The 23,338-nt window shown below is 62.2% G+C and carries 20 protein-coding genes, 1 tRNA gene and 2 pseudogenes; 14 read left to right on the top strand and 9 right to left on the bottom strand.

Features of this window, described 5'->3' with window-relative positions:
* Positions 1-103 precede the first annotated feature (103 nt).
* The 4 genes from pip to ACS13N_RS21190 all read left to right on the top strand — a co-directional run bounded on the left by pip (position 104) and on the right by ACS13N_RS21190 (position 3,883).
* On the top strand, positions 104-1,057 hold the full coding sequence (pip, locus tag ACS13N_RS21205; protein WP_438933577.1) for a prolyl aminopeptidase: 954 nt from the start codon (positions 104-106) through the stop codon (positions 1,055-1,057).
* A 3-nt stretch (positions 1,058-1,060) separates the two neighbouring features.
* Positions 1,061-1,966 (top strand): LysR family transcriptional regulator, encoded by a 906-nt coding sequence (locus ACS13N_RS21200; RefSeq protein WP_438933576.1) that lies wholly within the window; start codon positions 1,061-1,063, stop codon positions 1,964-1,966.
* 94 nt (positions 1,967-2,060) lie between these two features.
* Entirely contained in the window at positions 2,061-2,738 is a 678-nt protein-coding gene (locus tag ACS13N_RS21195; protein WP_438933575.1) for an HAD-IA family hydrolase, read from the top strand.
* A complete protein-coding gene (locus ACS13N_RS21190) occupies positions 2,735-3,883 on the top strand; it encodes a DSD1 family PLP-dependent enzyme (RefSeq protein WP_438933574.1) in 1,149 nt (382 codons plus the stop codon). Before ACS13N_RS21195 ends, ACS13N_RS21190 begins: the two co-directional genes overlap by 4 nt.
* 291 nt (positions 3,884-4,174) lie before the next feature.
* Here ACS13N_RS21190 and ACS13N_RS21185 read toward each other — a convergent pair whose 3' ends face one another.
* Positions 4,175-6,112 carry an ATP-binding protein gene (locus tag ACS13N_RS21185; RefSeq protein WP_438933573.1) on the bottom strand — a complete coding sequence of 646 codons (1,938 nt, stop codon included), beginning with the start codon at positions 6,110-6,112 and terminating at the stop codon, positions 4,175-4,177.
* Positions 6,113-6,653: 541 nt separating this feature from the next.
* Here ACS13N_RS21185 and ACS13N_RS21180 point away from each other — a divergent pair.
* Complete coding sequence (locus ACS13N_RS21180; RefSeq protein ID WP_438933572.1) at positions 6,654-6,818, top strand: hypothetical protein; 165 nt, start codon at positions 6,654-6,656, stop codon at positions 6,816-6,818.
* A 23-nt stretch (positions 6,819-6,841) separates the two neighbouring features.
* Here ACS13N_RS21180 and ACS13N_RS21175 read toward each other — a convergent pair whose 3' ends face one another.
* From ACS13N_RS21175 to ACS13N_RS21155, 5 genes and pseudogenes are all read right to left on the bottom strand, one after another.
* The gene (locus tag ACS13N_RS21175) at positions 6,842-7,834 is read right to left on the bottom strand and encodes a LysR family transcriptional regulator (protein ID WP_438933571.1); all 993 of its coding nucleotides are present in this window, start codon (positions 7,832-7,834) and stop codon (positions 6,842-6,844) included.
* A 2-nt stretch (positions 7,835-7,836) separates the two neighbouring features.
* The gene (locus tag ACS13N_RS21170; protein WP_438933570.1) at positions 7,837-8,670 is read right to left on the bottom strand and encodes an aspartate dehydrogenase; all 834 of its coding nucleotides are present in this window, start codon (positions 8,668-8,670) and stop codon (positions 7,837-7,839) included.
* Positions 8,671-8,810: 140 nt separating this feature from the next.
* Positions 8,811-8,936, bottom strand: a pseudogene (locus ACS13N_RS21165) (rhodanese-like domain-containing protein); the annotation flags it as partial.
* Between the two features lie 116 nt (positions 8,937-9,052).
* Positions 9,053-9,772 carry a hypothetical protein gene (locus tag ACS13N_RS21160; protein WP_438933569.1) on the bottom strand — a complete coding sequence of 240 codons (720 nt, stop codon included), beginning with the start codon at positions 9,770-9,772 and terminating at the stop codon, positions 9,053-9,055.
* A gap of 297 nt (positions 9,773-10,069) precedes the next feature.
* Positions 10,070-10,154, bottom strand: a tRNA-Leu gene (locus ACS13N_RS21155).
* 189 nt (positions 10,155-10,343) lie between these two features.
* On the opposite strand from ACS13N_RS21155, the gene blaOXA reads away from it, so the two are divergent.
* Positions 10,344-11,183 carry an OXA-22 family class D beta-lactamase gene (blaOXA, locus tag ACS13N_RS21150; RefSeq protein WP_438933568.1) on the top strand — a complete coding sequence of 280 codons (840 nt, stop codon included), beginning with the start codon at positions 10,344-10,346 and terminating at the stop codon, positions 11,181-11,183.
* 9 nt (positions 11,184-11,192) lie between these two features.
* On the opposite strand, the gene ACS13N_RS21145 is transcribed toward blaOXA, so the two are convergent.
* On the bottom strand, positions 11,193-11,918 hold the full coding sequence (locus tag ACS13N_RS21145) for an ArsR/SmtB family transcription factor (RefSeq protein WP_438933567.1): 726 nt from the start codon (positions 11,916-11,918) through the stop codon (positions 11,193-11,195).
* 127 nt (positions 11,919-12,045) lie between these two features.
* Here ACS13N_RS21145 and ACS13N_RS21140 point away from each other — a divergent pair, with 127 nt between their 5' ends.
* The 3 genes and pseudogenes from ACS13N_RS21140 to ACS13N_RS21130 all read left to right on the top strand — a co-directional run.
* The gene (locus ACS13N_RS21140; RefSeq protein WP_438933566.1) at positions 12,046-13,422 is read left to right on the top strand and encodes an MFS transporter; all 1,377 of its coding nucleotides are present in this window, start codon (positions 12,046-12,048) and stop codon (positions 13,420-13,422) included.
* Between the two features lie 98 nt (positions 13,423-13,520).
* On the top strand, positions 13,521-14,207 hold the full coding sequence (locus tag ACS13N_RS21135; RefSeq protein ID WP_438933565.1) for a glutathione S-transferase family protein: 687 nt from the start codon (positions 13,521-13,523) through the stop codon (positions 14,205-14,207).
* A 229-nt stretch (positions 14,208-14,436) separates the two neighbouring features.
* Positions 14,437-14,568, top strand: a pseudogene (locus ACS13N_RS21130) (IS3 family transposase); the annotation flags it as partial.
* Between the two features lie 69 nt (positions 14,569-14,637).
* On the opposite strand, the gene ACS13N_RS21125 reads toward ACS13N_RS21130, so the two are convergent.
* Together ACS13N_RS21125 and ACS13N_RS21120 are read right to left on the bottom strand one after the other, a co-directional pair.
* Complete coding sequence (locus ACS13N_RS21125) at positions 14,638-15,309, bottom strand: winged helix-turn-helix domain-containing protein (RefSeq protein ID WP_438933564.1); 672 nt, start codon at positions 15,307-15,309, stop codon at positions 14,638-14,640.
* 649 nt (positions 15,310-15,958) lie between these two features.
* Entirely contained in the window at positions 15,959-17,641 is a 1,683-nt protein-coding gene (locus ACS13N_RS21120) for a 2-isopropylmalate synthase (RefSeq protein WP_438933563.1), read from the bottom strand.
* Positions 17,642-17,859: 218 nt separating this feature from the next.
* On the opposite strand from ACS13N_RS21120, the gene ACS13N_RS21115 reads away from it, so the two are divergent.
* The 5 genes from ACS13N_RS21115 (at position 17,860) to mctP (ending at position 23,124) form a co-directional block, all read left to right on the top strand.
* Positions 17,860-18,732: an AraC family transcriptional regulator gene (locus ACS13N_RS21115; protein WP_438933562.1), complete on the top strand. Its 873-nt coding sequence runs from the start codon at positions 17,860-17,862 to the stop codon at positions 18,730-18,732.
* 440 nt (positions 18,733-19,172) lie between these two features.
* Positions 19,173-20,000, top strand: coding sequence for an AraC family transcriptional regulator (locus tag ACS13N_RS21110; protein ID WP_438933561.1), 828 nt, complete (start codon positions 19,173-19,175; stop codon positions 19,998-20,000).
* A gap of 77 nt (positions 20,001-20,077) precedes the next feature.
* Complete coding sequence (locus tag ACS13N_RS21105; protein ID WP_438933560.1) at positions 20,078-20,503, top strand: cupin domain-containing protein; 426 nt, start codon at positions 20,078-20,080, stop codon at positions 20,501-20,503.
* Between the two features lie 933 nt (positions 20,504-21,436).
* Positions 21,437-21,616, top strand: coding sequence for a DUF3311 domain-containing protein (locus tag ACS13N_RS21100; RefSeq protein ID WP_004632354.1), 180 nt, complete (start codon positions 21,437-21,439; stop codon positions 21,614-21,616).
* Complete coding sequence (gene mctP, locus ACS13N_RS21095) at positions 21,616-23,124, top strand: monocarboxylate uptake permease MctP (RefSeq protein WP_438934462.1); 1,509 nt, start codon at positions 21,616-21,618, stop codon at positions 23,122-23,124. The genes ACS13N_RS21100 and mctP overlap by 1 nt, the downstream gene beginning before the upstream one ends.
* Positions 23,125-23,338 lie beyond the last annotated feature (214 nt).

Genomic DNA, 23,338 nt, shown 5'->3' with positions numbered 1-23,338 from the left:
GAATAATTTTATACGTCGTTCAAAAATATGTGCAAGCAAGATCCCCTCTGTAGAATCGGCCTATTCAACTGGCCAACCGGCAACCTTTTCGACAGGACCGACCATGTCTGCACTGCGCACGCTGTATCCGCCCATCGAACCGTATGAAACCGGCATGCTCGATGTTGGCAATGGCCACACGATCTACTACGAGCGCGTCGGCACGCCCGGCGCCAAGCCGGCAGTGTTCCTGCACGGCGGGCCGGGCGGCGGCATTTCGGCTGACCACCGCCGTCTGTTCGACCCGGCGCGCTACGACGTGATGCTGTTCGACCAGCGCGGCTGCGGGCGCTCCACGCCCCATGCAGGGTTGGAGGCCAACACCACATGGCACCTTGTGGATGACATTGAGCGCCTGCGTGCCATTGCCGGCGCGGATCGCTGGCTCGTGTTCGGCGGCTCCTGGGGCTCGACGCTGGCGCTGGCCTATGCGCAGAAGCACCCCGAGCACGTGAGCGAACTGGTGCTGCGCGGTATCTACACCGTCACGCAGGCCGAGCTGCGCTGGTACTACCAATTCGGCGTGTCGGAGATGTTCCCCGAGAAATGGGCACGCTTTCAGGCGCCCATCCCCGAAGCGGAGCGTGACAACATGATTGCCGCCTACCGCAAGGTGCTCACCGGCGATGACGTTGCGAAGCAGATCGAAGCCGCCCGTGCCTGGAGCGTCTGGGAAGGCGAAACCATCACCCTGCTGCCCGACCCCGACAACAGCGCCAAGCACGCCGACGACCATTTCGCGCTGGCCTTCGCGCGGCTGGAGAACCACTACTTCACGCACCAGTGCTGGCTGGAAGAAGGGCAGTTGCTGCGTGAGGCGCACAAGCTGGCAGGCATTCCGGGTGTGATCGTGCACGGCCGCTACGACATGCCGTGCCCAGTGCGCTACGCGTATGCGTTGCACCAGGCGTGGTCCGACGCGGATTTCCACCTGATCGAAGGGGCGGGCCATGCATGGAGCGAACCCGGCATCCTCGACCAGCTCGTTGCGGCCACCGATCGCTTTGCCGGCAAGTAAGCCATGACCGACTCCGCCGATCTGCGCTTCCTGCTGGCCATCCAGGAGAACGGCAGCTTGGTCGCCACGGCGCGGGCGTTGGGCCTGACGCCATCGGCGGTGTCGCAGCGTTTGCAGCAGCTGGAAAAGAAGCTGGGCGCGCGGCTTGTTGACCGCACCGCGCGCAGCCTGCGCTTTACACAAGAGGGCGCATTGCTGTGCGAACGCGGCGCGGAGCTGATCCGGCAACTCGATACCCTGTCGGAAGACTTGCAGACGCGCCAGGGTGGCCTGGTCGGTACGCTCAAGATCAACGCGCCGCTGGGTTTTGGGCGGCGCTACATCGCGCCCGTCATCAGCGACTTCCAACAGGAACATCCCGACGTCGACATCGAACTGACGCTCTCCGATGCCCCGTTGACGGAAGCGGCGGAGCGCTTTGACGTGGTCATCCATATCGGCGCATTGCAGGTGTCCAACCTCGTTGGCTATGCGATTGCGCCGAACGCACGTTTGCTCTGCGCGTCGCCCGCGTTCATCAAGCGCCATGGCTTGCCCGAGACGCCCGACGATCTCGCCGCGCTGCCCTGCATCGTGCTGCGCGAGAACAAGGAGGATGTGTCGCTCTGGCATTTCAGCAAGGGCCGGATGAGCCGCAGTGTGCGCGTGCAAGCCAAGCTGATCTGCAACGACGGCGATGTGATCCGCCGCTGGGGGTGCGAGGGGCGTGGCGCGATCCTGCGCTCCGAATGGGATGTGGCGGAGGATCTGCGGGCCGGGCGGCTGGTGCGCTTGCTGCCAGGCTGGAAGGCGCCGGACGCCAATGTGATTGCGCTCACGCACAATCGTGCGGGGCTGCCGCAGCGCACGCGTCACTTCATGCAGTTTCTACAAGGCCGCTTCAAGCCGCAGCCGCCGTGGCGCGCATGATGTAGTCAAGCTGAATCTTTGAATCAAACTGGCTTCACCTAAAGGTGGTTCTCACTGCCTACAATCGGCTGCATCGATCAACGCCGATTCGCAGGTGACACGCGTGACTTCCTCTACGTCTTCCCCGGGCTATCCCAAGGCCATCCTGTTTGACCTGCTGACCGCGCTGCTGGATTCGTGGTCGCTGTGGGATCGTGCGGCAGGAACGCAGCAGGCGGGCCGTACGTGGCGCGCGGAGTATCTGCGCCTCACGTACGGTTGCGGCACGTATGTCCCCTATGAAGCGATGGTGCGGGAGGCGGCGCAGAACGTCGGCTTGCCTACCTCGGCACCTGATGCGTTGGAAGCCGGCTGGTTGCAGCTTGAACCCTGGAGCGGTGCTGCCGAAGCGCTGAAGCAGCTGCAGCCGCACTGCAAGCTGGCCGTCGTGACCAACTGCTCGGAGCGGCTGGGCCGGCAGGCGGCGGCGCGGTTGCCCGTTAACTGGGATGTCGTTATCACCGCCGAGCAGGCGGGCGTCTACAAGCCCGATCCCAAACCATATCGCATGGCGCTGGAGCAGCTTGGCGTGGAGGCGGCAGATGCCGCATTCGTTGCCGGTTCCAGCTACGACATGTTTGGTACGGCAGCGGTGGGTTTGCGCACGTACTGGCACAACCGTATCGGCCTCTCGCTGGTAGGCGGTGCGCCGCCGCCGGAAATCGAATCGCCAACCCTGGACGGCCTCGTGCCCTGGGCCAGTTGCTTTGCCGCATGGGGAACACAATCATGACCTCCAGTACCAGCACCCTTGATGCACTCGACACGCCCGCCGCGTTGATCGACCTGCCGCGCATGCAGCACAACATCGCGCGCATGCAGCAGCGCATGAACGCGCTGGGCGTGACATTCCGCCCGCATGTGAAGACCACCAAGTGCCTCGACGTGGTGCGCGCGCAGGTGGCGGCTGGCGCGCAGGGCATCACCGTATCGACGTTGAAAGAGGCTGAGGCGTTCTTTGCTGCCGGCATCACCGACATCCTGTACGCGGTGGGCATTGTCGCGTCCAAGCTGCCGCGTGCGATGGCACTGCGCGGCCGAGGCTGCGATCTCAAGCTCGTCGTCGACAACGTGGAGGCCGCAAACGCCGTGGTCGACCACTACCGCACACACAACGAACGCTGCGAGGTGTGGATCGAAGTCGACACCGACGGCCACCGTTCCGGCATCACGCCTGAGCAGGATGTGCTGCTGGAGGTCGGCCGCATTCTGCTGGACGGTGGCATCGAGGTGGGCGGTGTGATGACGCATGCAGGCTCCAGCTACGACTTGCATGCCCAGGCGGCCCTTGTCGCGCTGGCTGAGCAGGAACGTGCCGGTTGCGTGCGCGCTGCGCAGCGCCTGCGCGAAGCCGGCATTCCATGTGCGGCAGTGAGCGTTGGCTCTACACCGACTGCGCTGGCCACCGAACACCTGGAAGGCGTGACCGAAGTACGCGCGGGTGTCTACGTGTTCTTTGATCTGGTCATGCACAACGTGGGTGTGTGCAAGCTGGACGAGATTGCCCTGAGCGTGCTGACCACCGTGATCGGCCATCAGCCGGACAAGGGGTGGGTGATTGTCGATGCCGGCTGGATGGCGATGAGCCGCGATCGCGGCACCGCCAAGCAGTCGCACGACTTCGGCTACGGACAACCCTGCGCGCTCGACGGTACCCCGTTCGACGGGCTCACGCTGATCGGCGCGAACCAAGAGCACGGCATCCTGGCCGCGGGCGATGGCTCAGTTCGCGATGATCTTGCTACGCGCTTTCCTGTCGGAGCGAAGCTGCGCATCCTGCCGAACCACGCGTGCGCAACGGGTGCGCAGTTCCCCGAGTATCACGCAGTGTCGTCGCGTGGCGGGGTGGAGGTGTGGGGGCGATTTCACGGCTGGTGAGCCGCGCCAACGGTAGAAAGCAAAAGGCCCGCATTGCTGCGGGCCTCTGCCTAAATCAATGGTGCCATTCTGGCGCGCAAGCGTGCCGGAATGCGCTCCTTGCGCGGTTGAGGACGCAGAAGCCCAAGCCATCCACGACGATTCCGATAGGACCGGGGAGCGGCTCGGAATCGGCGCTGGCGACGACAAGGTGCCGGGATTGTAAGTGGCGATGCGGCTGCGGGCTGTAGCACATTTGTTCTACAGATTGCGCTTGCCAAAACGCCCCGGCTTATTGATGGCCGGGCACCGTCACGCTTGGGCGTTGCGCACGAGCGGAAGCCACAGCGTAAAGCGGGTGCCCTCCGGCCCCGATCCCCAATCCACGGTGCCGTCGAGTGCCTGCGCGCGGCGCTGCTGGTTGCGCAGGCCGTGCCCCTTGCCCGTACGTAAGGTGTGTTCCACATCAAAGCCATGTCCGTTGTCTTCGATGATGACGCGGATGCCGTCAGGCTCTGCCGCCGTGCCGACACGAATTTCGCTGGCGCGCGTGTGATGCAGGATGTTGGCAATGCTCTCCTGCACGATGCGCAGAATATGCAACGCGCTTGACGGATCGAGCCACGCGAGGGTCGGCAGCTTCTGCACCTCCCAGCGCAGCGCGATGCCCGTGCCCTCCAGGCGCGGTTCGATGCGAAAGCGCAGCGTTGCCAGCAACAGCAGCAGGTCGGCCTCGACGGGTTCCATCGAGTCGATCGTCAGTTTCAGGTCGTCCAGGCAGCCCTTGAGGATGTGCGAGATCTCGGTCTCGTCGACCGTGCCATGCTCGACCGAGCGGATCGCGTTGATGAGCGATGCGCCCAGGCCATCGTGCATGTCCTGCATCAAGCGTTGACGTTCCTTGCTGATTGTCTGTTGCCGCTCCGCTTCCAGCAGCCGCTGATGACTGCGTTCGAGTTCCGCCTCGCGCGCTTCAAGGCGTTGCGTGAGGTTGGCGTTCATCAGTTCGACTTCGTCAATCGCGTTGACATAGCGCCGGTACATCAGCGTGCCGAAGATGCCGAACGTGATGGCATTGGTGTACGCCCCGAAATACCAACCCTCCGGGCTGACGAAGTTGTTCTGCAGCAGCCAGTCCGACACGCCCAGCAAGGTACAGACAGCGACCCCGATCGCGACCAGGATCCCTTCGTTGGAACGGCGCCAGGCGTGGATGCCGCCCACCAACCCAACGGCAGCCCCCATGAGCGCCGCAAGCGGATAGAGCAGCGGCGTGACCTTGGGCGTGTTGGGCAGCACGGCCAACACCGGCAACGTCAGCACGCCAATCAGGCAGGTCGCCCCGATCAGCATGTGGGTGAACCATGCAAGCGGGCGGCCATGCAACTGGCACAGGAAGAAGTGCACCACGAGCACCAGCCACAACAGGGAGTTGACGGTCAGCCAGGCGAACCAGTCGTTGGTGACCGGCAGATCCACATAGAAGTGCAGGCCCCGCAGAAATGACGTGACGGCGAGGTTGAAGAACAGCAGATAGCTGGTTTCATGCCGCCGCCTGAGCCACACAAAGAGCGAAAAAATGCCGACGGCCAGGAACGCCGCGCTTAGGATGGTCGGTAGCTCCTGCTGCAGCCATTCGCGTATGTGGTAACGCCCCGCCAGTGCGGCAGCAGGTCCCAGCCAAAGCGAGGACATCGCCACCTGGGTGCCTTGCGAGTGCTCCAGGCGGACAAGGACCTCGTTCACCTGCGTGCTGTCGATATGCCTGTCCAGCACCACCCACAGCGGCGTTCGCGTGCTGTTCCACAGCGGACCGTGTTCCTGCGCCTGTTGCACCAGCCGGCCATTGACGTACACCGCAATCGTCCCGTCTGTCTTGATGCGGATGCCATACAACGCAAGCGGGCCGGAGAGCGCGGGTGACTGGGGTACGGAAAGCCGCAACCAGGTTGTGTGCACCACCGGGGGATTCGTCTTTGCGCCGGCCTGGCGCAGCAACGCAATGGGCGGCGCCAGGGGCAGCGTGGCGGGGCGCCACATGTTCGGCAGGGATGCGCTCTCCAGCACCGCAGGTGGTGCAGTGAAACCCGGTGCGTCGACCACCTGCCAGTCCGCTTGCGTCAGGTGCAAGCCGGCCGCCGGCGCCTGCGCACCCCCGGCTTTCGAATAGAAGATGCCCACCATGACCAGCAAGGCCACGGAGAAAACGAAGACCGCGTTGGCAAGAAGGGACGCAGGACGGTATCGCATGCAGTGCCGGTGTCGCAACGCTCAGTAAAGTGGACGGGCCAATATGAAATGCGTTTGAGCGCGACTTGGGAACCCCCGTCAAAGGGGGGAGGCAATAGGGCAATGTCTGGACTTGTCGGCCTGCTTCTGTGTGGAGTGCTGGTCATTCCACGGATGCCTGCACAGACAGGGCATCGCGTTGTCGTGGGCAAAAGAAACCTGTGAAGCGTGTCGCCACGCGGGTTTCTCTAAGTCCTTGAGCTGGCCAGGGCCGAGTCTTAAGGTCGGAAAGCGCGTCACGACGCGAGTACGCCAATGTTTCGAAATGATCTAAATCATGGGCGTTCGGATCGTGTGCCGTTGGGCGCCGGATGCCGCGCGATTGTGCGGGCGAAGGCCCACCCAAGGACGGTTCCATGGATGGACCCGTGCAAACTGCTTCACCTGCCATTCCGTGTGGTGGGGTGCGCTTAAGACCTGAAGAAACAATGCTGTACCGGAGTCTGTGGGCGGGATTGCGGCCGCCTTGGTCATCGGGAGCACCGGAGGCGCGTACGCATGGTTGGGCGCCATCGTCATTGCGCTGTTCGGGTCGGGTTTTCTGGCGATTCGCGCGCTGGTGCGCAAGGAGGGCTGGCGATGGCTCGGCATCGTGGCGTTGTTGCTGAACACGTTGCCGTCCGCAGGTCTGTTGATCGCCATGGTGGTCCAGCGGCAAAGCGCGTGAACGTCCACCGTTCATTTCGGTCATCAGCGCGAGGCCGCGCCGCTACCTCCACCAGGCTCAGGCGGCTCGCCTTGCAGCGTGCCCAATGCTGGCCACGGCCGCCCCGCAAGGGCGACATCCAGGCACGCTTGCGCTGCCGACGAGAGCGTGCGCCCCTTCAGCGTGGCGATATAAACGCCGTCGTGCAAAACAGGATTCACCAAGGGCCTGAAGATCAGCCATTGCGGGTCCAATGTCTGTGCCACGTGGGACGGACAGATTGCCAAACCGAGCCCGGCCTGAGCCAGACCAAGCGCCGTCCCCATGTAGGCGACCTCATACTCGGGCGTACAGGTCATGCCAGCGTTCATCAGCGACTGCAAGACGAACTGGCGAAATGCGCTTTCGCGGCTCAACAGAATCAATGCCTCTTGCGCCAACTGCGTCCATTCGACATGCGGCGTTTGGGCCAGCGCGTGCCGCGCGGGCATGACAACGCCAACCCGACTGCCCTCGACCAGCGTGAGGGAAACATCGTGATCGACGAGCCCGAAATTGCCGATGGCGAGATCGGCCTCGCCGGAGCGAAGGCTCTGGATATTGTCGATCGCCAACCTGTCTCGGATCACCACCCGCACACCCGGAAACTGTTTGCGCATCTCGGCGCAGAGGCTTGGCATGAAGCTGGTGGCCAGCATTGGCGTTACCGCAACCGTCACGCTGCCTTTGCGCTTCAGGTTCATATCCCGCACGGTCGCCAGTCCGGTGTCCAGATCGGCCAGCACACGCTCCGCTACCGGCAGGAAATCGCGCCCGACGGCGGTGATGTCCATGCTTCGTGTTGTGCGGTCGAAGAGTCGAGCTCCCACCTGCGCCTCCAGATCACGCAGGAGCGCACTGAGTGCGGATTGCGTCAGATGTAGCTGCCTGCCGGCAACCGTGAAGCTCCCTGCCCTTGCCAGTGCCACAAAGCCTCGCAACTGTCGCAGCGTGACATTGGCACGCGCTGATTCCGGAATCGTTGGATGGTCACTCATGATCAGAACGCGACGGCGGCGCGTAGGTTGAGCAATTGGCGGACAAGGCTGAATGCGGTGACCATGGATGTCTTAGGGTTCGTCAATGAAGGTTGGCCATCGATGCGAATCGAAATGCGGCCATTTTCTCCTTCCGCTTCAATCTCGTGGACATTGTGATGCGCTACGGGGTCTGCGATCAGCTCAACGCGCGTGCCTTCGAAGCCCAGGGTGGCCAACGCGATGGTGGCCGCAACGTTTGCATTCCTGGGGTACGCAAGCGCTGCCTCGCGGGCACTGCCGCTGAAGATGGCAGCGGCTTCGGTCAGCTCGCCCAGGTTCACGATCGTTTCCGCTGCGGTGTCGCGCCACGCTGCCGGGGGTTTTCGCGCACGGTATTGCACCCGGTGGAGCCCGGCGTATCTGGCAGCAGTAAGGATGTCGAGGCCTCCGATGGCGCCAGCCGCCAATCGCAACTGACTGCCACTGTCCGCCGCCGCGCGAGACAGACGCTCATAACGTTCGGCATCCGCAAGCGAGCCGACGGAGACAAGAAGCAGATCATGTCCCGCCCGGAGGATTTTCTCGCCGTAAGCGTCCACCGCCTGATGGCCCGCGCACTCAACAACGATGTCCGGCACGCTGTCCAACAACTGATCGAGCGAGGTGCACAAAGGCGGGCCTCCCGACGTGGGCTGCCCCGAGTTCGCGGTGGCCCTGCCGGCAGGCACGAGCGCACCACACACCTCGATCTCCAGCCGCCATAGTTGAAGCTGCCGGTACAACTCCGCTCCGATGGCGCCCAGACCGATCAAGGCGATCCGCAATGGGTAGCTGGAACCGGCGTGGTGCTTCACAGCGATACTGCTTGTCATATCGGCGTTGGGTATCCAGTCAATGAGGACTCCAATTAGATGCCCAATGCCGTACCCGCTACAAACGAGGAGTTTTACTGGATTGATGACTTGCCTTGCTGAATCGCCGGGCGAACGCCATGTCACTGGCTTTCGACTGCACCGGTCGAGAGGGTGAACCCCTCGTCCAACCATCCGGTCACACCGGCCGACGTGATTTTCACTGGGCGTCCAAGCCTCGCCAACCGAAGCGCGCCGCGCGCAGCAGCGCGACTGGAAGAAGCCAAGCATCTGTTGGAGCTGACTGCCCTTCCCATCGAAACCATTGCCCTTCAGGCAGGCTTTGGCAGCGTGCAGGTCCTGCGGGCGGAGTTCATCGCCACCGCTATCCGCTCGTCATTTGCGTCGTCGCCCCTTCTTCGGTTGCGCTGCGCAGAAGCTCCAGTTGTCGGTGCGCAATATCGTGCCGGTAGTGCCGCGAGGAAGGATTCATGAACCCATGGTGCGTGTCTTCAATGACGGAGCACGCCACGCCGGGGCCGGCAATCGACGCAGCAACAGATGCCGGAGAAAACGACGGTTCATGCTCTGCGAAGACGACCGTCGCCGGGCATCGAGGAATCAACCCGATGGCGTCGCGGATGCGGGAACCGTAGTACAGAAACGCCCGACTTTGCGCGTGGCATCGCTGGCTTGCGATGTAACGCCATAGGCTCGTCGCCCCCACACTGAATCCGATCAGAAGGGCGGGTTGGTCTTCAACAACATCCGCAATCTTTTGCTCATAGGAGCGCAGGCCATTCTTCGCGTGGAATGCATGAACGGCGTCTTGCTCGCTCGCAAATGGGCAACCGTCGCCAAGCCACGGCGATAGGATGACGGGATCACCAAGCGCGGCGAGCAACGATCGCAACGACGCGTTGATGCCATGAATGTCTGAGGCGACGACGATTTTCATATGGAGGGTGGAGCGACTCGAATGACGCGCAATTGTAAGCAGGCCATCCATGCGGAATCCGTCGCGGAACACATGGGAAAGTGGGCGGTTTTCCACCACTCGCCGTGAGGCCAAGTACCACCTTCTATCTTCGCGCAGGCCAAGCATGCGCGCAGCTCGGAGCGGTGCAGCGATATCACCAGATCAACGGCAGCGAGGCCGGTGAAATCATTCTGCTGAACTCCCGCGTCGGTGCCAGCAGCTAGACGGTAGGGTTCTTCACGGGGGAGGGGCGTTGCGGGCGGCGGGGACATTGATGTAGGCGAGGTTGATGCTCCCCAATTGCCTCACATCCATGCCTGGATGGAGGCGCCCCACCACGCCATTAACCAGCACAACAAAAAACCCGCGAGGCTTGTCGCCACGCGGGTTTCTGTCCGCCCTCAAACAACTGAGGACTGTGTTTGGTGCCCAGGAGAGGACTCGAACCTCCACGGAGTTACCCGCTAGTACCTGAAACTAGTGCGTCTACCAATTCCGCCACCTGGGCTAGGTGAGCGGCGCATTTTACAGACCCTCGCGAAATTTGCAAGCCTTTCTTGAGCGGAGGGAATTTCACCCTGCCAAGCGCGAGTGTTACAGCTGTTACGCGTGGGGTGGTCTACGGAATGGTTGCCCCGCTGGTACGCTGCCGCGCAGTTCTCCGTACCCCCCGCATGTCCCTTCAAGAGGTTGATTGATGATGAAATTCCGCCACGCCGCGACCGGCGCCCTGCTGACCGTGCTTGCCACCTTTGCCCATGCCGAGCGCACGATCTGCACGATCGTTGCCGATGCCGCCACCGGCAAGGTCGTTCTGCACGAAGGCCAGTGCGCCGAGCGTGTCACGCCTGCATCCACCTTCAAGCTGGCGCTGGCCGTCATGGGTTACGACCACGGTTTCCTGAAAGATGAGCACGCCCCCATCGAGCACATGAAGGCTGGCGACCCAGATTGGGGTGGCGAGGCCTGGCACCAGCCCATCGACCCCACGCTGTGGCTCAAGTACTCCGTGGTCTGGTATTCGCAGCGCATTACGCATGCGATGGGCGCGCAGACGTTGCAGGCATACCTGCGCAAGTTCGACTACGGCAACATGGACGCGAGCGGAGACCCGGGGAAGAACAACGGCCTGGACCGTTCGTGGATCACCTCGTCGCTGAAGATCTCGCCGGAGGAGCAGGTGAGCTTCATGCGCAAGATCGTCAATCGCCAGTTGCCGGTGTCTGCGCATACGTATGAGATGGTCGATCGCGTGGTGCAGACTTGGCCCGTGCCGGGTGGCTGGGCCGTGCAGGGCAAGACGGGCACTGCTGGGCCGGGGCCCGGCAACACATCGCCCGATGGCACGTGGGATCAGGCGCACGCTTACGGCTGGTTTGTCGGCTGGGCGAAGAAGGGCACGGGTGACGACAGTCGGACCTACGTGTTTGCAAACCTGATCCAGGACAACAAGGTTGAACCGACATCGGGAGGCTTGCGCTCGCGCGATGCGCTGCTGGCGCGCCTGCCGGAACTGCTGGCCTTCGCGGGCCACTGAACTGCGGGGTCACGCATGACGGTGCTCGGCCTGGCTGCGCACCGTCGCTTCATCCACGCCCAGGCGCTGGTGCAGCTCCTGCCAGCCCTTGGGGGTGACCAGCACCGCGCGCGAGTTGCGCGAACGCAGCATCCAGCCTGCGTCACACAGCCGATGCAGGAACTGCACGCCCAGCGGCCCGGCCAGGTGATGCGTGCGTTCGGTCCAATCCAGGCATTGCCGTGCCAGTCCACGCCGGGTTGGGCGAATGCCGCGCACGTCGAGTCCCATGTCGCCAAACCAGAGGATGCCAGCCGCGCTGATCTCGTACTGCTTGTCGGGCATCGGCAGCAGATAGCCGTGTGACTGCAGCGCTTGTGTGACGGCCACGCCAACCTGCCCGGCAAGGTGGTCATAGCAGCAACGGCAAAAGCCCAGTTCGCGTGTCTTGGGGCTGGGTGCCGTACGCCGCACGGCTGCCGCTGGCGTAATGGCGGCAAGGTGCTCCAGCGCCTGCGCTACGTGCCCACCGGCCAGCCGGAAGTATCGGTGCCGCCCCTCCGTTTCAACGGCCAGCAGGCCGCCGTCGAGCAGCTTGGCCAGGTGCGTGCTGGCCGTCTGCGCAGTAATGCCTGCGGCATGCGCCAACTCGCCCGCTGGTAGCGCGCGCCCATCGAGCAGTGCTGTGAGCATGGCGGCACGTGCCGGGTCGGCGATCAGGAAGGCCGTGCCGGAAAAGCTGTTCAGATGCGACATGTCGGACTCCTCGAGTTACGTCCATTTTAGGGACGCCCGTGCCGCGATGCTTCGACACGCGTCGAAACGTTGTGCGGGGTGCCGGCACTACGCTGGGGCCATCGTTTCCCTTGGATGGAGCCCGAAGATGGATGGCATGACGCTGCAGCACGTGCACCCGAACGCCGTGCAGCGCAAACGGCTGGTGCTGTGCGTGTTGTCGATGGCCGTGCTGGTCGCGCAGATCGACACCGCCGTGGTCAACCTGGCCGTGCGCCCGATCGGCCAGTTCTTTCATGCGGGCGTCGGCCCGCTGCAGTGGGTGATCGACGCCTACAACCTCGCCTACGCCACGCTGCTGCTCACCGGTGGCTTGCTGGCCGATCTGTATGGACGGCGGCGTGCGTTCGTATCGGGGGCGGTGGTGTTCTCGGTGGCTTCCGTGCTGTGCGCACTGGCGCCGTCGATTGGTTGGTTGATCGGTGCGCGGGCGTTGGCCGGGCTGGGGGCATCGCTGATGCTGCCGGCGTCATTGGCAATTCTGCGGGTGGTGTGGCGTGACCCGGTTGAGCGTGGGCACGCACTGGGTGTCTGGGCGGCGTGCAACGGCCTGGCCATGACGATTGGCCCCACGGTGGGCGGCTTGCTCGTTACGCATTTTGGCTGGAGCTCGGTGTTCTGGGTGGTGGTGCCGGTGAGCGTGGCAGCCATGGTGCTGGCCGTGCGTGTGGTGCCGGAATCGTCGGATGCCACGCAACGCCGTTTTGATGCGTTGGCGCAGGTGCTGGGTGCCATTGTGTTGGGCGGCCTGGCGTTTGCCGCCATTGAGGCGCATCGGGACTGGCGTCTGGCTGTGAGCGTGCTGGCGGCGGCCCTCGGTGCGCTGGTGTGGTTCATCCATGTTGAAGCGCGTCATGGCAGTGCCGCGCTGGTGCCGCTGGATCTCTTTCGCATCCGTGATTTCCGGGGCGCCGTGGTCGCCACTGCGGGCATGACCTTCGGCATGTACGGCGCGCTTTTCCTGCTGCCGCTGATGTGGCAAAGCACAGGGCGCTTGAGCGTGACCGGCGCAGGCATCGCACTGATGCCGATGGCGGTGGTGTTCATGGCGGTCTCGCCCACCTCGGGTGTGGTGGCGCGTCGCGTTGGCGCGCGGCTGGCGATGGCCGGTGGCGTGGGCATCATCGCGCTGGGTTTGCTGACGCTGGGCGAGTTTGCCGACGAGGCGTCCATCGTGCCGACGGCCATCGGGCTGGCGCTCACCGGGCTCGGCATGGGCTTTGCCACCGGGCCGTTGATGAACACTGCCGTGGGTGCGGTGGGGCCGGAGCGTTCAGGCACGGCCTCCGCGCTCGTCAACGTTGCGCGCATGAGTGGCGCGACGCTGGGTGTGGCGATTCTGGGTGCGGTGTACGCCGTGTGCGGTGGTGGTGTACAGGGCCTGCGCATGGCGATGCTGGGTGGGGGCATGGTGCAGCTTGTTTGCGCCGCCGTGGCCTGGTTGCACGGTGCCGCGCGCCGCTGAGCATTGCGCTGGCGCATGCAGGCTTTGCAGTGTCGCGCATTCTCGCGGCGCGGGCGTGGCTCTACAGTCGAGTGGACATCCGCACTCTGGAGCCACCCATGCCATTGCAACTCACCCTCGTCAGCCATCCGCTGTGCCCTTACGTGCAGCGCGCCGCCATCGTCCTGCGCGAGAAGGGCGTGCCGTTCACGCGCCGCGACATCGATCTCGCGAACAAGCCGGATTGGTTCCTGCGCGTCTCTCCGCTGGGCAAGACGCCGGTGCTGCTGGCGGGCGATGTCCCCATCTTCGAATCGGCCGTCATTTGCGAATACCTAGACGAGACCGAGGCACCACGCCTGCACCCGGACGCGCCGCTGGCCCGCGCGCAGCATCGCGCATGGATGGAGTTTGGCTCGGCGGTGCTGAATGGCATTGCCGCGTTCTACACCGCGCCAGATGACGCAGTGCTTGCTGCGCGTGCCCAAGACCTGCGCCGGCGCTTCATCCAACTGGAGGCCGCGCTGGCCGATCTGCCGGAAGGCCCGTACTTTGGCGGCGCGCGCTTCTGCATGGTCGATGCCGTGTTCGGGCCGGTGTTCCGCTACTTCGACGTGTTCGACACGATTGATGCGTTTGGCGTGTTGGATGACCTGCCGAAAGTCGGTGCATGGCGCAGCGCACTGGCGGCTCGACCTTCCGTGCGCGATGCCGTGAGTGCGGACTACGCCGCGCATCTGCGGACATTCCTACTGACACGAGGCTCCGCATTGTCGCGACGGACGGTCGCAGGTACGGTCAATTGAAGCCCGCAAAAAAAATACCCGGCGAGGGGAATGCCGGGCTAAGTGGGATAAAAAGCAAATCGGTGAAGTGACATTACAAGAATTTTTTATTGAGATTGAAAAGAATCTTAAAACAGAGTGGTTTTTGGAGGGATCACTCTAAGTAGGCGGGTACTTAGTTGAGTGCAATCGTTTGGGATTAGTCCTTTGTTGGTAAGGGTTTGCGAGAGGCGGCAAATGATTTGCGAAGAATGCAGCGACGGCTGCGCGCAACCTAGCCATCGCGTTCGAGCACAACTACGAGCAGCATCCCCAAAGCGCACTGAAATATCGCTCGTCGCGTGAGTTCAGGCGCAGGACGGAATCATCAACTCAAGTGTGAGGCGGTGTCCGGAGATACGGGGGCGAATCCACGGATGTGCGGGGTGCCCCAATCAATAGATGCACTCAACTAATCTCTCGAAGCAGGTTTGGTGGGCTGCACGATCAAGCGATATCCCTCACCATGAACAGCCTGAATTAGGCCATCACACTCTGTGTCCACCAGCGCCTTGCGCAGCTTGTGGATATAGACGTCCACTGTCCGCTCGCTAGCAAACGCGGTTCCGCCCCACACGTTTCGCAGCAGCTGCGCCCTTGAGTGGACTCGTCCTGGATTCGTGACCAGGAAATGCAGCAGCTGAAACTCCAGCGAACTCAGCTCGACCGTGTGGGTTCCGCGCCTTGTTTGGGCGGTTACGGTATGGGTGAGTAGATTCAACCGTAGCCCATTGACTGACCGCAGCACACTGGTCTGCACCGAGTCTTCGTGACTCAGTAATTGCTGGACGCGCGCAAGCAATTCCTCTACGGCATACGGTTTGACAATGCAATCGTTCGCACCCGCATCCAGTGCGGCACCCTCGGAGTGGTCTCCTGCGTAGCGAGACAATACGATGATTGGCAAGTACCGCATGCCTGCCTGGTGCCGCAGGGTTCGAAGCATTCCGACCGTTTCGTGCTCCGGTTCCGCCCATTCAACAATCAGCAAATCCGGCAAGGCATCCCTAATCGCTGCGGCCACTTCTAGCGGATCATCAATGTGTTGAATTTGAAAATCACTGTCGCGCAGCGAACATGGCAAGCGCTTTCCCGCTACCCGCTCGGGGGAGCACCACAGAACCCTAGTCTTCACTCGCAAAAACTCCTAGAAAAATAGCGAACACCTCACCCGGCGCACCGGTCAAGGAAACTGGAATCGTTCCGATACCTCATGGTCAGGTGGGGACCGCTGCGGCGTGGGAGGCGATATCTTGCGGATGTCGGGACCTGCTCCGTGCTCTGCCACGTAGAGATTGCCTGTTCCATCCACGGCAATGGCAACGGGCATCGAAAACAGCGCGTGCGAGTTCACCGATTTCGGCGCCATTGCCAAAGTGATCACGTTCGACTGAAACCGGCGATCAGCCGACCACGCACAGTAGGGCAAGTGCAGGCAGCAGTTGCGGTCGCGATTGGCGCCAATCTAGTTGGGATGCGCGATCAAACATGGCTTCCCGCCAGTTTGGTGGCAGCAGTTTGAGTACAGTTTTTTGGGTGACAGTACTTGGCGCAGTACGATGACCTGACGGGCGTTTATCGAATGGAAGGGACTTCCATTCGATAACCCTCATACAGGTCACTTCCTTCTCTTCGGCATACGCTGCTTCCTGTGAACCGCAGCACGGCCGAGTACTGTGCCGGCCATGCTGCATGTGGGTAACGCCAGTCTGCATGCTAAAGGGATCACTCGATCAAGAATGCACCCCGGCTTCCACCGCTTTGGAAAATCTCGCGGTAGCGCTCAGTACCGCAAGCACCGACGCGGTAATGATGTTCGGATGCTTTCCCACGCCGAAGCGCGAACCCGGCACACCAGGCCATACCGCTTCTACGATCGCCACTGCCAAAGCATCCGCACCCGTGCTGAGGCTGCGCTCCTCGTAGCTGTCGATCCGCAATGGCAGGCCAAGGGCAGCGACCGTTGCCGCGATGGGGCCATTGCCGACGCCTTGGCGCGTAAGCACAGTCCCCTCCGGTGACGTCAGTTCCAGTTCAATGCCCTGGCCCTCCGGCGTATCGAACAGACGATGATGTCGATAGGCATGACCTGCTTTGTCATCGCCGTGGACCAGATAAGTTTTTTCGAAGACGGCCCAGATCTGCTCGCTGGTCAGCTCGGTTTCGCTGGCATCGGCCAGTTCCTGAATGATGGCGCTGAATTCGATCTGCATGCGGCGCGGTATCACCACGCCGTAATCGCGTTGCAGGAGAAACGCAATGCCGCCTTTGCCCGACTGGCTGTTGACACGCACGATGCTGTCGTAGGTGCGTCCCAGGTCGTGCGGATCAAGCGGCAGATAAGGAACACGCCAGATCCCGTTGGGGTCCTGCGCGGCAAAACCTTTGGCAATGGCATCCTGATGCGAACCGGAAAAAGCGGTAAACACCAGATCGCCGACGTAGGGATGACGCGGATGAATAGGCAAGGCGGTGCATTCCTCGGCAATGCGCGCGACCGCGGCAATGTCGGAAAAATCCAGTCCCGGTGCGATGCCCTGCGTGTACAGGTTCAGTGCCAGCGTCACGACATCCAGGTTACCGCTGCGCTCGCCATTGCCGAACAGGCAGCCCTCGACCCGCTGCGCGCCCGCCAGCATCGCTTGCTCGGCGCATGCGATACCCGTCCCACGGTCGTTATGCGGATGCACAGACAGCACGATATGCTCACGCCGCTCCAACCGGCGATGCATCCATTCGATCTGGTCTGCAAAGACATTGGGCGTGGAAACTTCGACCGTCGTGGGGAGATTGACGATCATCGGCCGTTGCGGTCCGGCATCCCATGCCCGGATGGCGGCATTGCACACGGCGAGCGACACATCCAATTCCGCCATGCAGAAGGTCTCCGGAGAATACTGGAGCACCCATTCCGTTTGCGGATATTGCGCGATCAGCTTTCGGAACAACGCGATATGGTGCTCAACCATCCCGATGATCTGCGGCACGCTCATGCCGAAGACGATTTCGCGCCAGGCCGGAGCGATGGCATTGTAGAAATGCACAATCACCCGGCGCGCGCCCTGAACACTGCGTACGGTTTCCTCGATCAGGTCTTCGCGCAATTGCGTCATGACCATCGGGGTCACGTCATCCGGTATGAGACTAGCGTCGATCAGATGGCGGACGACCTCGAAGTCGGTTCTGGACGCAGCGGGGAAGCCCACCTCGATTTCCTTGAAACCGATACGTGCCAGTTCGTTGAACAGGCGTAACTTGCGCTCGCGATTCATTGGCTCGAACAGAGCCTGATTACCGTCCCGCAGATCGGTCGAAAGCCAGATGGGGGCCTGGGTCAATGTGCGTGATGGCCACTGCCGATCCGGCATGTCGATGACAGGAAACGCACGATACTTAGAGGAAGGATTTGCCAACATAAAAACCTCGAATAGGGAATCAAGAACGCCTGATTCCCCTGCTTGGAGGAAGCTGGTCGAGGTCGGGGTCAGGGGGAATCAGGATGGGTCATGACGCAGATGGATGCGTCCAGACCCCGACCGGATGTCAGACGTAGTAGCAGTCGCGAAAGAAACAGGAAAACCCACATGAGCTTGTCGTAAAAACATGATTTCCTGACGGGAATATAGGCTTGACCATGATGTCCATCTACAGAACAATGGACATATTCTTTATCAAAATGGACATTCAGGTCGAAATGGGATTTGCTTCGCCGTCAGAAGGTGTCAAGGCACTGGACCTCTACGATCACGAGTCTTCCGATTTGCCCGTTACAGGAGCGGTAGCCCGATACCCGGCGGGCCATGTCGTGCCTGAGCATTCACACCACCGGGGGCACCTGCTTTATGCCTCCGAAGGTGTCCTGTTGATCGAGGCTGCCACGGGACGCTGGCTGGTCCCCCCCACGGCTGCAGTCTGGTTGCGGCCTGGCATACCCCATCGACTGGTCATACCGGTGCCTGTAGAGGTCCATGGCATCTTGATCCACAAAGATTCAGCGAAGCACCTGCCGACGGAGGACAGCGTTCTCCATGTCTCCACCTTGTTGCGGGAGCTGATCGGCGCATTGACGTCCCTGGATCTCAAATCCACGCATTCAAAACGCGAAAAGCTTCTGGGAGAATTGTTCATCGAGGAATTGGGCCTACAGCGCCCCCTGCCATTTCATCTGCCATGGCCGTCCGATGCGCAAATTCGGCGGGTGTGCGACGTGCTGGTTAGCGATCCCGCCCATCCCGCCATGGCAGACGATTGGGCTGCGACGCTGGCCATGAGCACCAAGACATTCCATCGTCGCTTTCAGAAAAGCACGGGACTGACATTTGGACGGTGGCGCCAGCAGATGCGACTGATGTCCTCCATGACACTTCTTCTCGAAGGTGCGCCCATTACGCAGGTCGCGTTAAGCAGCGGGTATGAAAGTCATAGCGCCTATGCCGTCGCCTTCAAAAAGCACTTCGGGCTTCCACCGTCCGAGTTTTTCGTTTCGGTTCAACGTCCGGGATCGTAAGCGCGTCTTTAAGGCCATCCTTCAACGACGAAGATAGTTGCTCGGTGGAACACCAAAGGTCCGACCGAAGCGTTCCTGGACGCTGACATCCGTTGCCCAATCCGCAAGCTTGACGGCGCGTGACGGCTCCTGAATGACCTGCATGTAAAGTGATTCCAGGGCAGCACGATGAGGCATGGGCACATGGTTTAGTCGGCGCTCGAGCGGTACGGCAAAACATTGCGTATCGATGGCAAAGGCGCGCTGACGCTTGACGAGCCGGGCCTGATGCAGACGGCGGCGCTAGACGGACGGCCACGCCTCAAGCCGACGCGGCGACCGTAGTATCAAATCGCACGTGGACTGTCCCGTGCGACAATTCGCGGCCGCAGTCGCGGACCGACTGCGACTGAGCGCCTGTGCCTCAACGCGACACCTCCGGCCATCCAAGGCAAACCATCATGAACCGACAAGCACCGCGCTCATGCCCCGACTGGGTGCGGCGCGCCGAGCCGATAGAAGGCGTCGAGCGGATTGAGGCGTGGTTTCACGGCAAGGCGTATGCCATGCACCGCCATGACACCTATGCGATTGGTCGCACGCTCGCCGGTGTCCAGAGTTTCAGCTATCGGCGCAACTGGCGAAACAGCCTGCCCGGCAACACAATCGTGTTGCACCCCGACGAGGCTCACGATGGCCAGGCGGGCACCGACGAAGGGTTCCGGTACCGGATGATCTACGTTGAACCCGCGCTCTTTCAGGACGTGCTCGGCGGACGCGCGCTGCCGTTCCTCGAAGGCGGCGTGACGACCGATCCGCGCCTTGCTGCGGCAACCGCGACGTTGCTGCAGCACGTCGGCTCTACGCTCGAGCCGCTCGAACAGAGCGATGCACTCGCCGATCTGGCGCACGCGCTTGTTGCCGTTGCCGGCATGCCCGCACGACGCTCGAAAGGCGACTTCCTTGCGGCGCGGCGCGCACGCGACTATCTCCACACGAACTGCGCGCGCGTCGTCACGCTCGACGAACTCGAAATGGTGACGGGCCGCGATCGCTGGAGCCTGTCGCACGACTTTCGCTCGTTCTACGGCACGAGCCCATATCGCTATCTGACGATGCGGCGCCTCGATACGGTGCGCCGCATGCTGCTCGGTGGCACCTCGCTCGCTCACGCCGCTGCGGCCGCGGGCTTTGCCGATCAGAGCCACATGACGCGACATTTCGCGAGGACATTCGGGCTGACGCCGGGGCGCTGGCTTCAGATCGCGGGCGGCGTCAAGCGCTGCTGAGAACACCCACGATCGTTCAATACGGCCGCAACCAGCATGCGTATCGTCAAGGTTCCAACCCTTGAACGGAGAGAACGATGTCCCAATCCCTGAACCACACCGCCGTGCCGTCCGAGCGCGGCCAATGCCAGACCATCGACTTGACCGGCAAGATCGCTCTGATCGACGGTCACTGGCAACCGCGTGTCGTCGCGGAAATGAACGACTATCAGTTCAAGGTTGTGAAAGTCGAAGGCGAGTTTCAGTGGCACCGCCATGCCGATACCGACGAAACGTTCATCGTGCTCGAAGGCGAGTTGCGCATCGATCTTCGCGCGGGGCCTTCAGGCGACGGTTCTATTGTGCTGCGTGCAGGTCAGATGGCGGTGGTGCCGAAGGGCGTCGAACACAAGCCCTGTGCAAACGCCGAAGTCAAGCTGCTGCTGATCGAGCCGCGAGGTGTGGTGAACACGGGCGACGGCGCGGCGGGCGAGCGTACTGTCGAGAACGACCAGTGGATTTAAGGCGGCCCCCGGCATATGCCAGGTGAGGCGTCGGCGAAATGATGGTGCAACGGGCTTCTCTCCTGGCCGGTCAGCCGCCAGCGAACCGGCCGCTGTCACGGACTCAGCGCTCCATCGCTACAACCCCATTGCCCGGATCAAAAACGCTTTCACATCGACCTCTGACTTTTTCCCAGCGCGGGACTGGCGCCGGCTGAGACGCCTCGGCTAATGCAGCGCTTGTATTTGGCATCCATCGTTTGGACGCTGGGGTATTTCCGCCGCCCGGCAGGCGGTAATACTTGTCGTGCCGAACGTCGAGGAGAGCCTGGGGGCAATCGCGGAGCGTCGTGGCACCGGGAAAATACTTGAAGTCGACGCGCGTATTGTCGAAATCGTGATAAGCCCCGGGGGTAGACGTGCGCCGCTACCGGCTGTCCATCTCGCTTCATAGTGTCCGTGGCACTGAAGCACGGCTGCGCTGGAACTGGTGATGCGCGTGCGCTGACGCCGCCCGCAACACGCGCAGCATGAACACCCCCAGTCATGCCGGGGGGCTCTGCTGCAACGCCACAACCCAAACGGGGAGCCCCGGCCTATGCCGGCGGCTCCCCGTTTGCTTGGTGCCATGCGGTGCGATGGCCGGCTTGCGAATTTTTCTCACGCATTCATCGCTCTGGTGGTGAGACTGGAATTCGTGAAAACCCTAGGAAACCCGCACCAACCTTAGTGATTGGTTATTTCGCACGAAAAGCATACGCTTACTGCGTAGTACTACGTGTGGTGTGTGCGTACAGGTGCGGATGGTATTGCGGGGAAGGCGCGATCACAGTGCGCCGGATAACGAAAAGATGGAAAGCACATCCTCAGCATTCCGACCGGTCACGCGGCATGCGTGGCACCTCACTGGTTCACAACAACAACCGAAGTCCCTCGAGCATCAGGAGACAACCCATGAAGTTCTTGCTCGCATTGCCATTCATCGGCCTGCTGTGGGTGCCGTTCTATAACCAGGAAACGCCTGCGCTCTTCGGCTTTCCGTTCTTCTACTGGTACCAGTTCTTGTGGGTGCCGATCACCTCATTGCTGATCTGGATCGTTTTCAAGAACGGTCAGAGCAAAGGAGAAGAATGATGGACGGACAGGTCAACTGGACTGCGCTCGCAGTCTTCGTCTTCTTCTTCGCGCTGGTCACGGTGCTGGGCTTCATCGCCTCGCGCTGGCAGCGTGGGCAGTCCGACAAGGGCGCACACATTGATGAATGGGGCCTGGGCGGCCGCAACTTCGGCACCTGGATCACGTGGTTCCTGGTGGGCGGCGATTTCTACACCGCCTACACCGTGATCGCCGTGCCCGCACTCGTGTATGCGGTGGGCGCGTACGGCTTCTTCGCGCTGCCGTACACGATCCTGGTGTACCCGATCGTGTTCCTGATCATGCCCAAGCTGTGGAAGGTGGCACATGCCAACGGCCACGTCACGGCGGCTGATGCCGTGTATGGCCGCTACGGTTCACGCTCGCTGGAGTTTGCCGTGGCGCTGACGGGCGTGGTGGCGACGATGCCCTACATCGCGCTGCAGCTTATCGGCATGGAAGTCGTGATCAAGGCGCTCGGTCTGACGGGCGAGCTACCGCTGGCGGCCGCGTTCGTGATCCTGGCGCTGTACACGTACTCCGCCGGGCTGCGTGCACCGGCGCTCATCGCCTTCGTCAAAGACATCATGATCTACATCGTGGTGCTGGTGGCGGTGGTGCTGGTGCCCGCCAAGCTGGGCGGGTACGGTGCGGTGTTTGCCACGGCGCATGACGCGTTTGCCCTCAAGGGCGGCGCCACGGGCCTCACGCTCAAGTCTGCACAGTTCCTGCCGTTCGCCACGCTGGCCATTGGCTCGGCGCTGGCGGCGTTCATGTATCCGCACACGCTCACCGGCATCTTTGCGGCGCGCAGTGCAGACACCATCCGCAAGAACGCCGTGTTCCTGCCGGCTTACACCGTGCTGCTGGGCCTGATCGCGCTGCTGGGCTTCATGGCCTATGCGGCAGGCATCAAGGTCACCAACAACAACGACGTGGTGCCGGCGCTGTTCAACGCGCTGTTCCCGAGCTGGTTCACGGGCTTTGCGTTCTCGGCCATCGCCATCGGTGCGCTGGTGCCCGCGGCGGTCATGTCGATTGGCGCGGCCAACCTGTTCACGCGCAACTTCTGGAAGCCCTACGTGACCCCCGATCTGACGCCGGCCGGCGAAGAGAAGGTGGCCAAGGTGGTCTCGCTGATCGTCAAGGCGGGCGCGCTGGTGTTCATCCTGTTCCTGCCCACCAAGTTTGCGCTGGACCTGCAACTGCTGGGCGGCGTGTGGATCGTGCAGACCTTCCCGTCGGTGGTGTTCGGGCTGTTCAACCTGTCCAACCGCTTCCGCGCACCCGCGCTGCTGGCGGGTTGGGCGGCCGGCATGATCAGCGGCAGCTGGCTGGCGTTCTCCGACGGCATCAAGCCGGTGCATACCTTCATGATTGGCGGCGACAAGTACACCATCTACACGGGCCTCGCGGCACTGGTATTCAACATTGTCGTGGCCGTGGTGGTGCAGCTGATCTTCGGCAAGCGTGGGGAAGCGACGCACGCCGTGCGTCAGGCAAGCTGATTGATGCGCTGAAGCGTCTGCAACATAAGGAAAGGCCGGTGCCGAGGGGTACCGGCCTTTTTGTTTGGTGTGCTTCGCCGAGTTTCCGAAAGCTAAACGTCGCTTCGATCCGTTTCGGCTCTTCGACAGCATTGGGTTGAGCGCTCAGCTTGGCCTGTTGTCGCCAGTCTGATGCAAGACGGTAGTTCCAACGTACTGTCTGCCCGCCGTACTA

The organism is Ralstonia sp. 24A2 (genome assembly GCF_051783885.1).
In the GTDB taxonomy this organism is placed as follows: Bacteria; Pseudomonadota; Gammaproteobacteria; order Burkholderiales; family Burkholderiaceae; genus Ralstonia.
The sequence above is the reverse complement of the archived record's forward strand: the minus strand, read 5'-3'. Positions and strand labels throughout refer to the sequence as shown.

Bases quoted from the DNA above. Each gene is read 5' to 3' on its own strand.
- pip (WP_438933577.1), top strand. From the start codon at position 104: ATGTCTGCACTGCGCACGCTGTATCCGCCCATCGAACCGTATGAAACC.
- ACS13N_RS21200 (WP_438933576.1), top strand. From the start codon at position 1,061: ATGACCGACTCCGCCGATCTGCGCTTCCTGCTGGCCATCCAGGAGAAC.
- ACS13N_RS21190 (WP_438933574.1), top strand. From the start codon at position 2,735: ATGACCTCCAGTACCAGCACCCTTGATGCACTCGACACGCCCGCCGCG.
- ACS13N_RS21185 (WP_438933573.1), bottom strand. From the start codon at position 6,112: ATGCGATACCGTCCTGCGTCCCTTCTTGCCAACGCGGTCTTCGTTTTC.
- ACS13N_RS21175 (WP_438933571.1), bottom strand. From the start codon at position 7,834: ATGAGTGACCATCCAACGATTCCGGAATCAGCGCGTGCCAATGTCACG.
- ACS13N_RS21160 (WP_438933569.1), bottom strand. From the start codon at position 9,772: ATGCTTGGCCTGCGCGAAGATAGAAGGTGGTACTTGGCCTCACGGCGA.
- blaOXA (WP_438933568.1), top strand. From the start codon at position 10,344: ATGATGAAATTCCGCCACGCCGCGACCGGCGCCCTGCTGACCGTGCTT.
- ACS13N_RS21145 (WP_438933567.1), bottom strand. From the start codon at position 11,918: ATGTCGCATCTGAACAGCTTTTCCGGCACGGCCTTCCTGATCGCCGAC.
- ACS13N_RS21140 (WP_438933566.1), top strand. From the start codon at position 12,046: ATGGATGGCATGACGCTGCAGCACGTGCACCCGAACGCCGTGCAGCGC.
- ACS13N_RS21135 (WP_438933565.1), top strand. From the start codon at position 13,521: ATGCCATTGCAACTCACCCTCGTCAGCCATCCGCTGTGCCCTTACGTG.
- ACS13N_RS21120 (WP_438933563.1), bottom strand. From the start codon at position 17,641: ATGTTGGCAAATCCTTCCTCTAAGTATCGTGCGTTTCCTGTCATCGAC.
- ACS13N_RS21115 (WP_438933562.1), top strand. From the start codon at position 17,860: ATGATGTCCATCTACAGAACAATGGACATATTCTTTATCAAAATGGAC.
- ACS13N_RS21110 (WP_438933561.1), top strand. From the start codon at position 19,173: ATGAACCGACAAGCACCGCGCTCATGCCCCGACTGGGTGCGGCGCGCC.
- ACS13N_RS21105 (WP_438933560.1), top strand. From the start codon at position 20,078: ATGTCCCAATCCCTGAACCACACCGCCGTGCCGTCCGAGCGCGGCCAA.
- ACS13N_RS21100 (WP_004632354.1), top strand. From the start codon at position 21,437: ATGAAGTTCTTGCTCGCATTGCCATTCATCGGCCTGCTGTGGGTGCCG.
- mctP (WP_438934462.1), top strand. From the start codon at position 21,616: ATGGACGGACAGGTCAACTGGACTGCGCTCGCAGTCTTCGTCTTCTTC.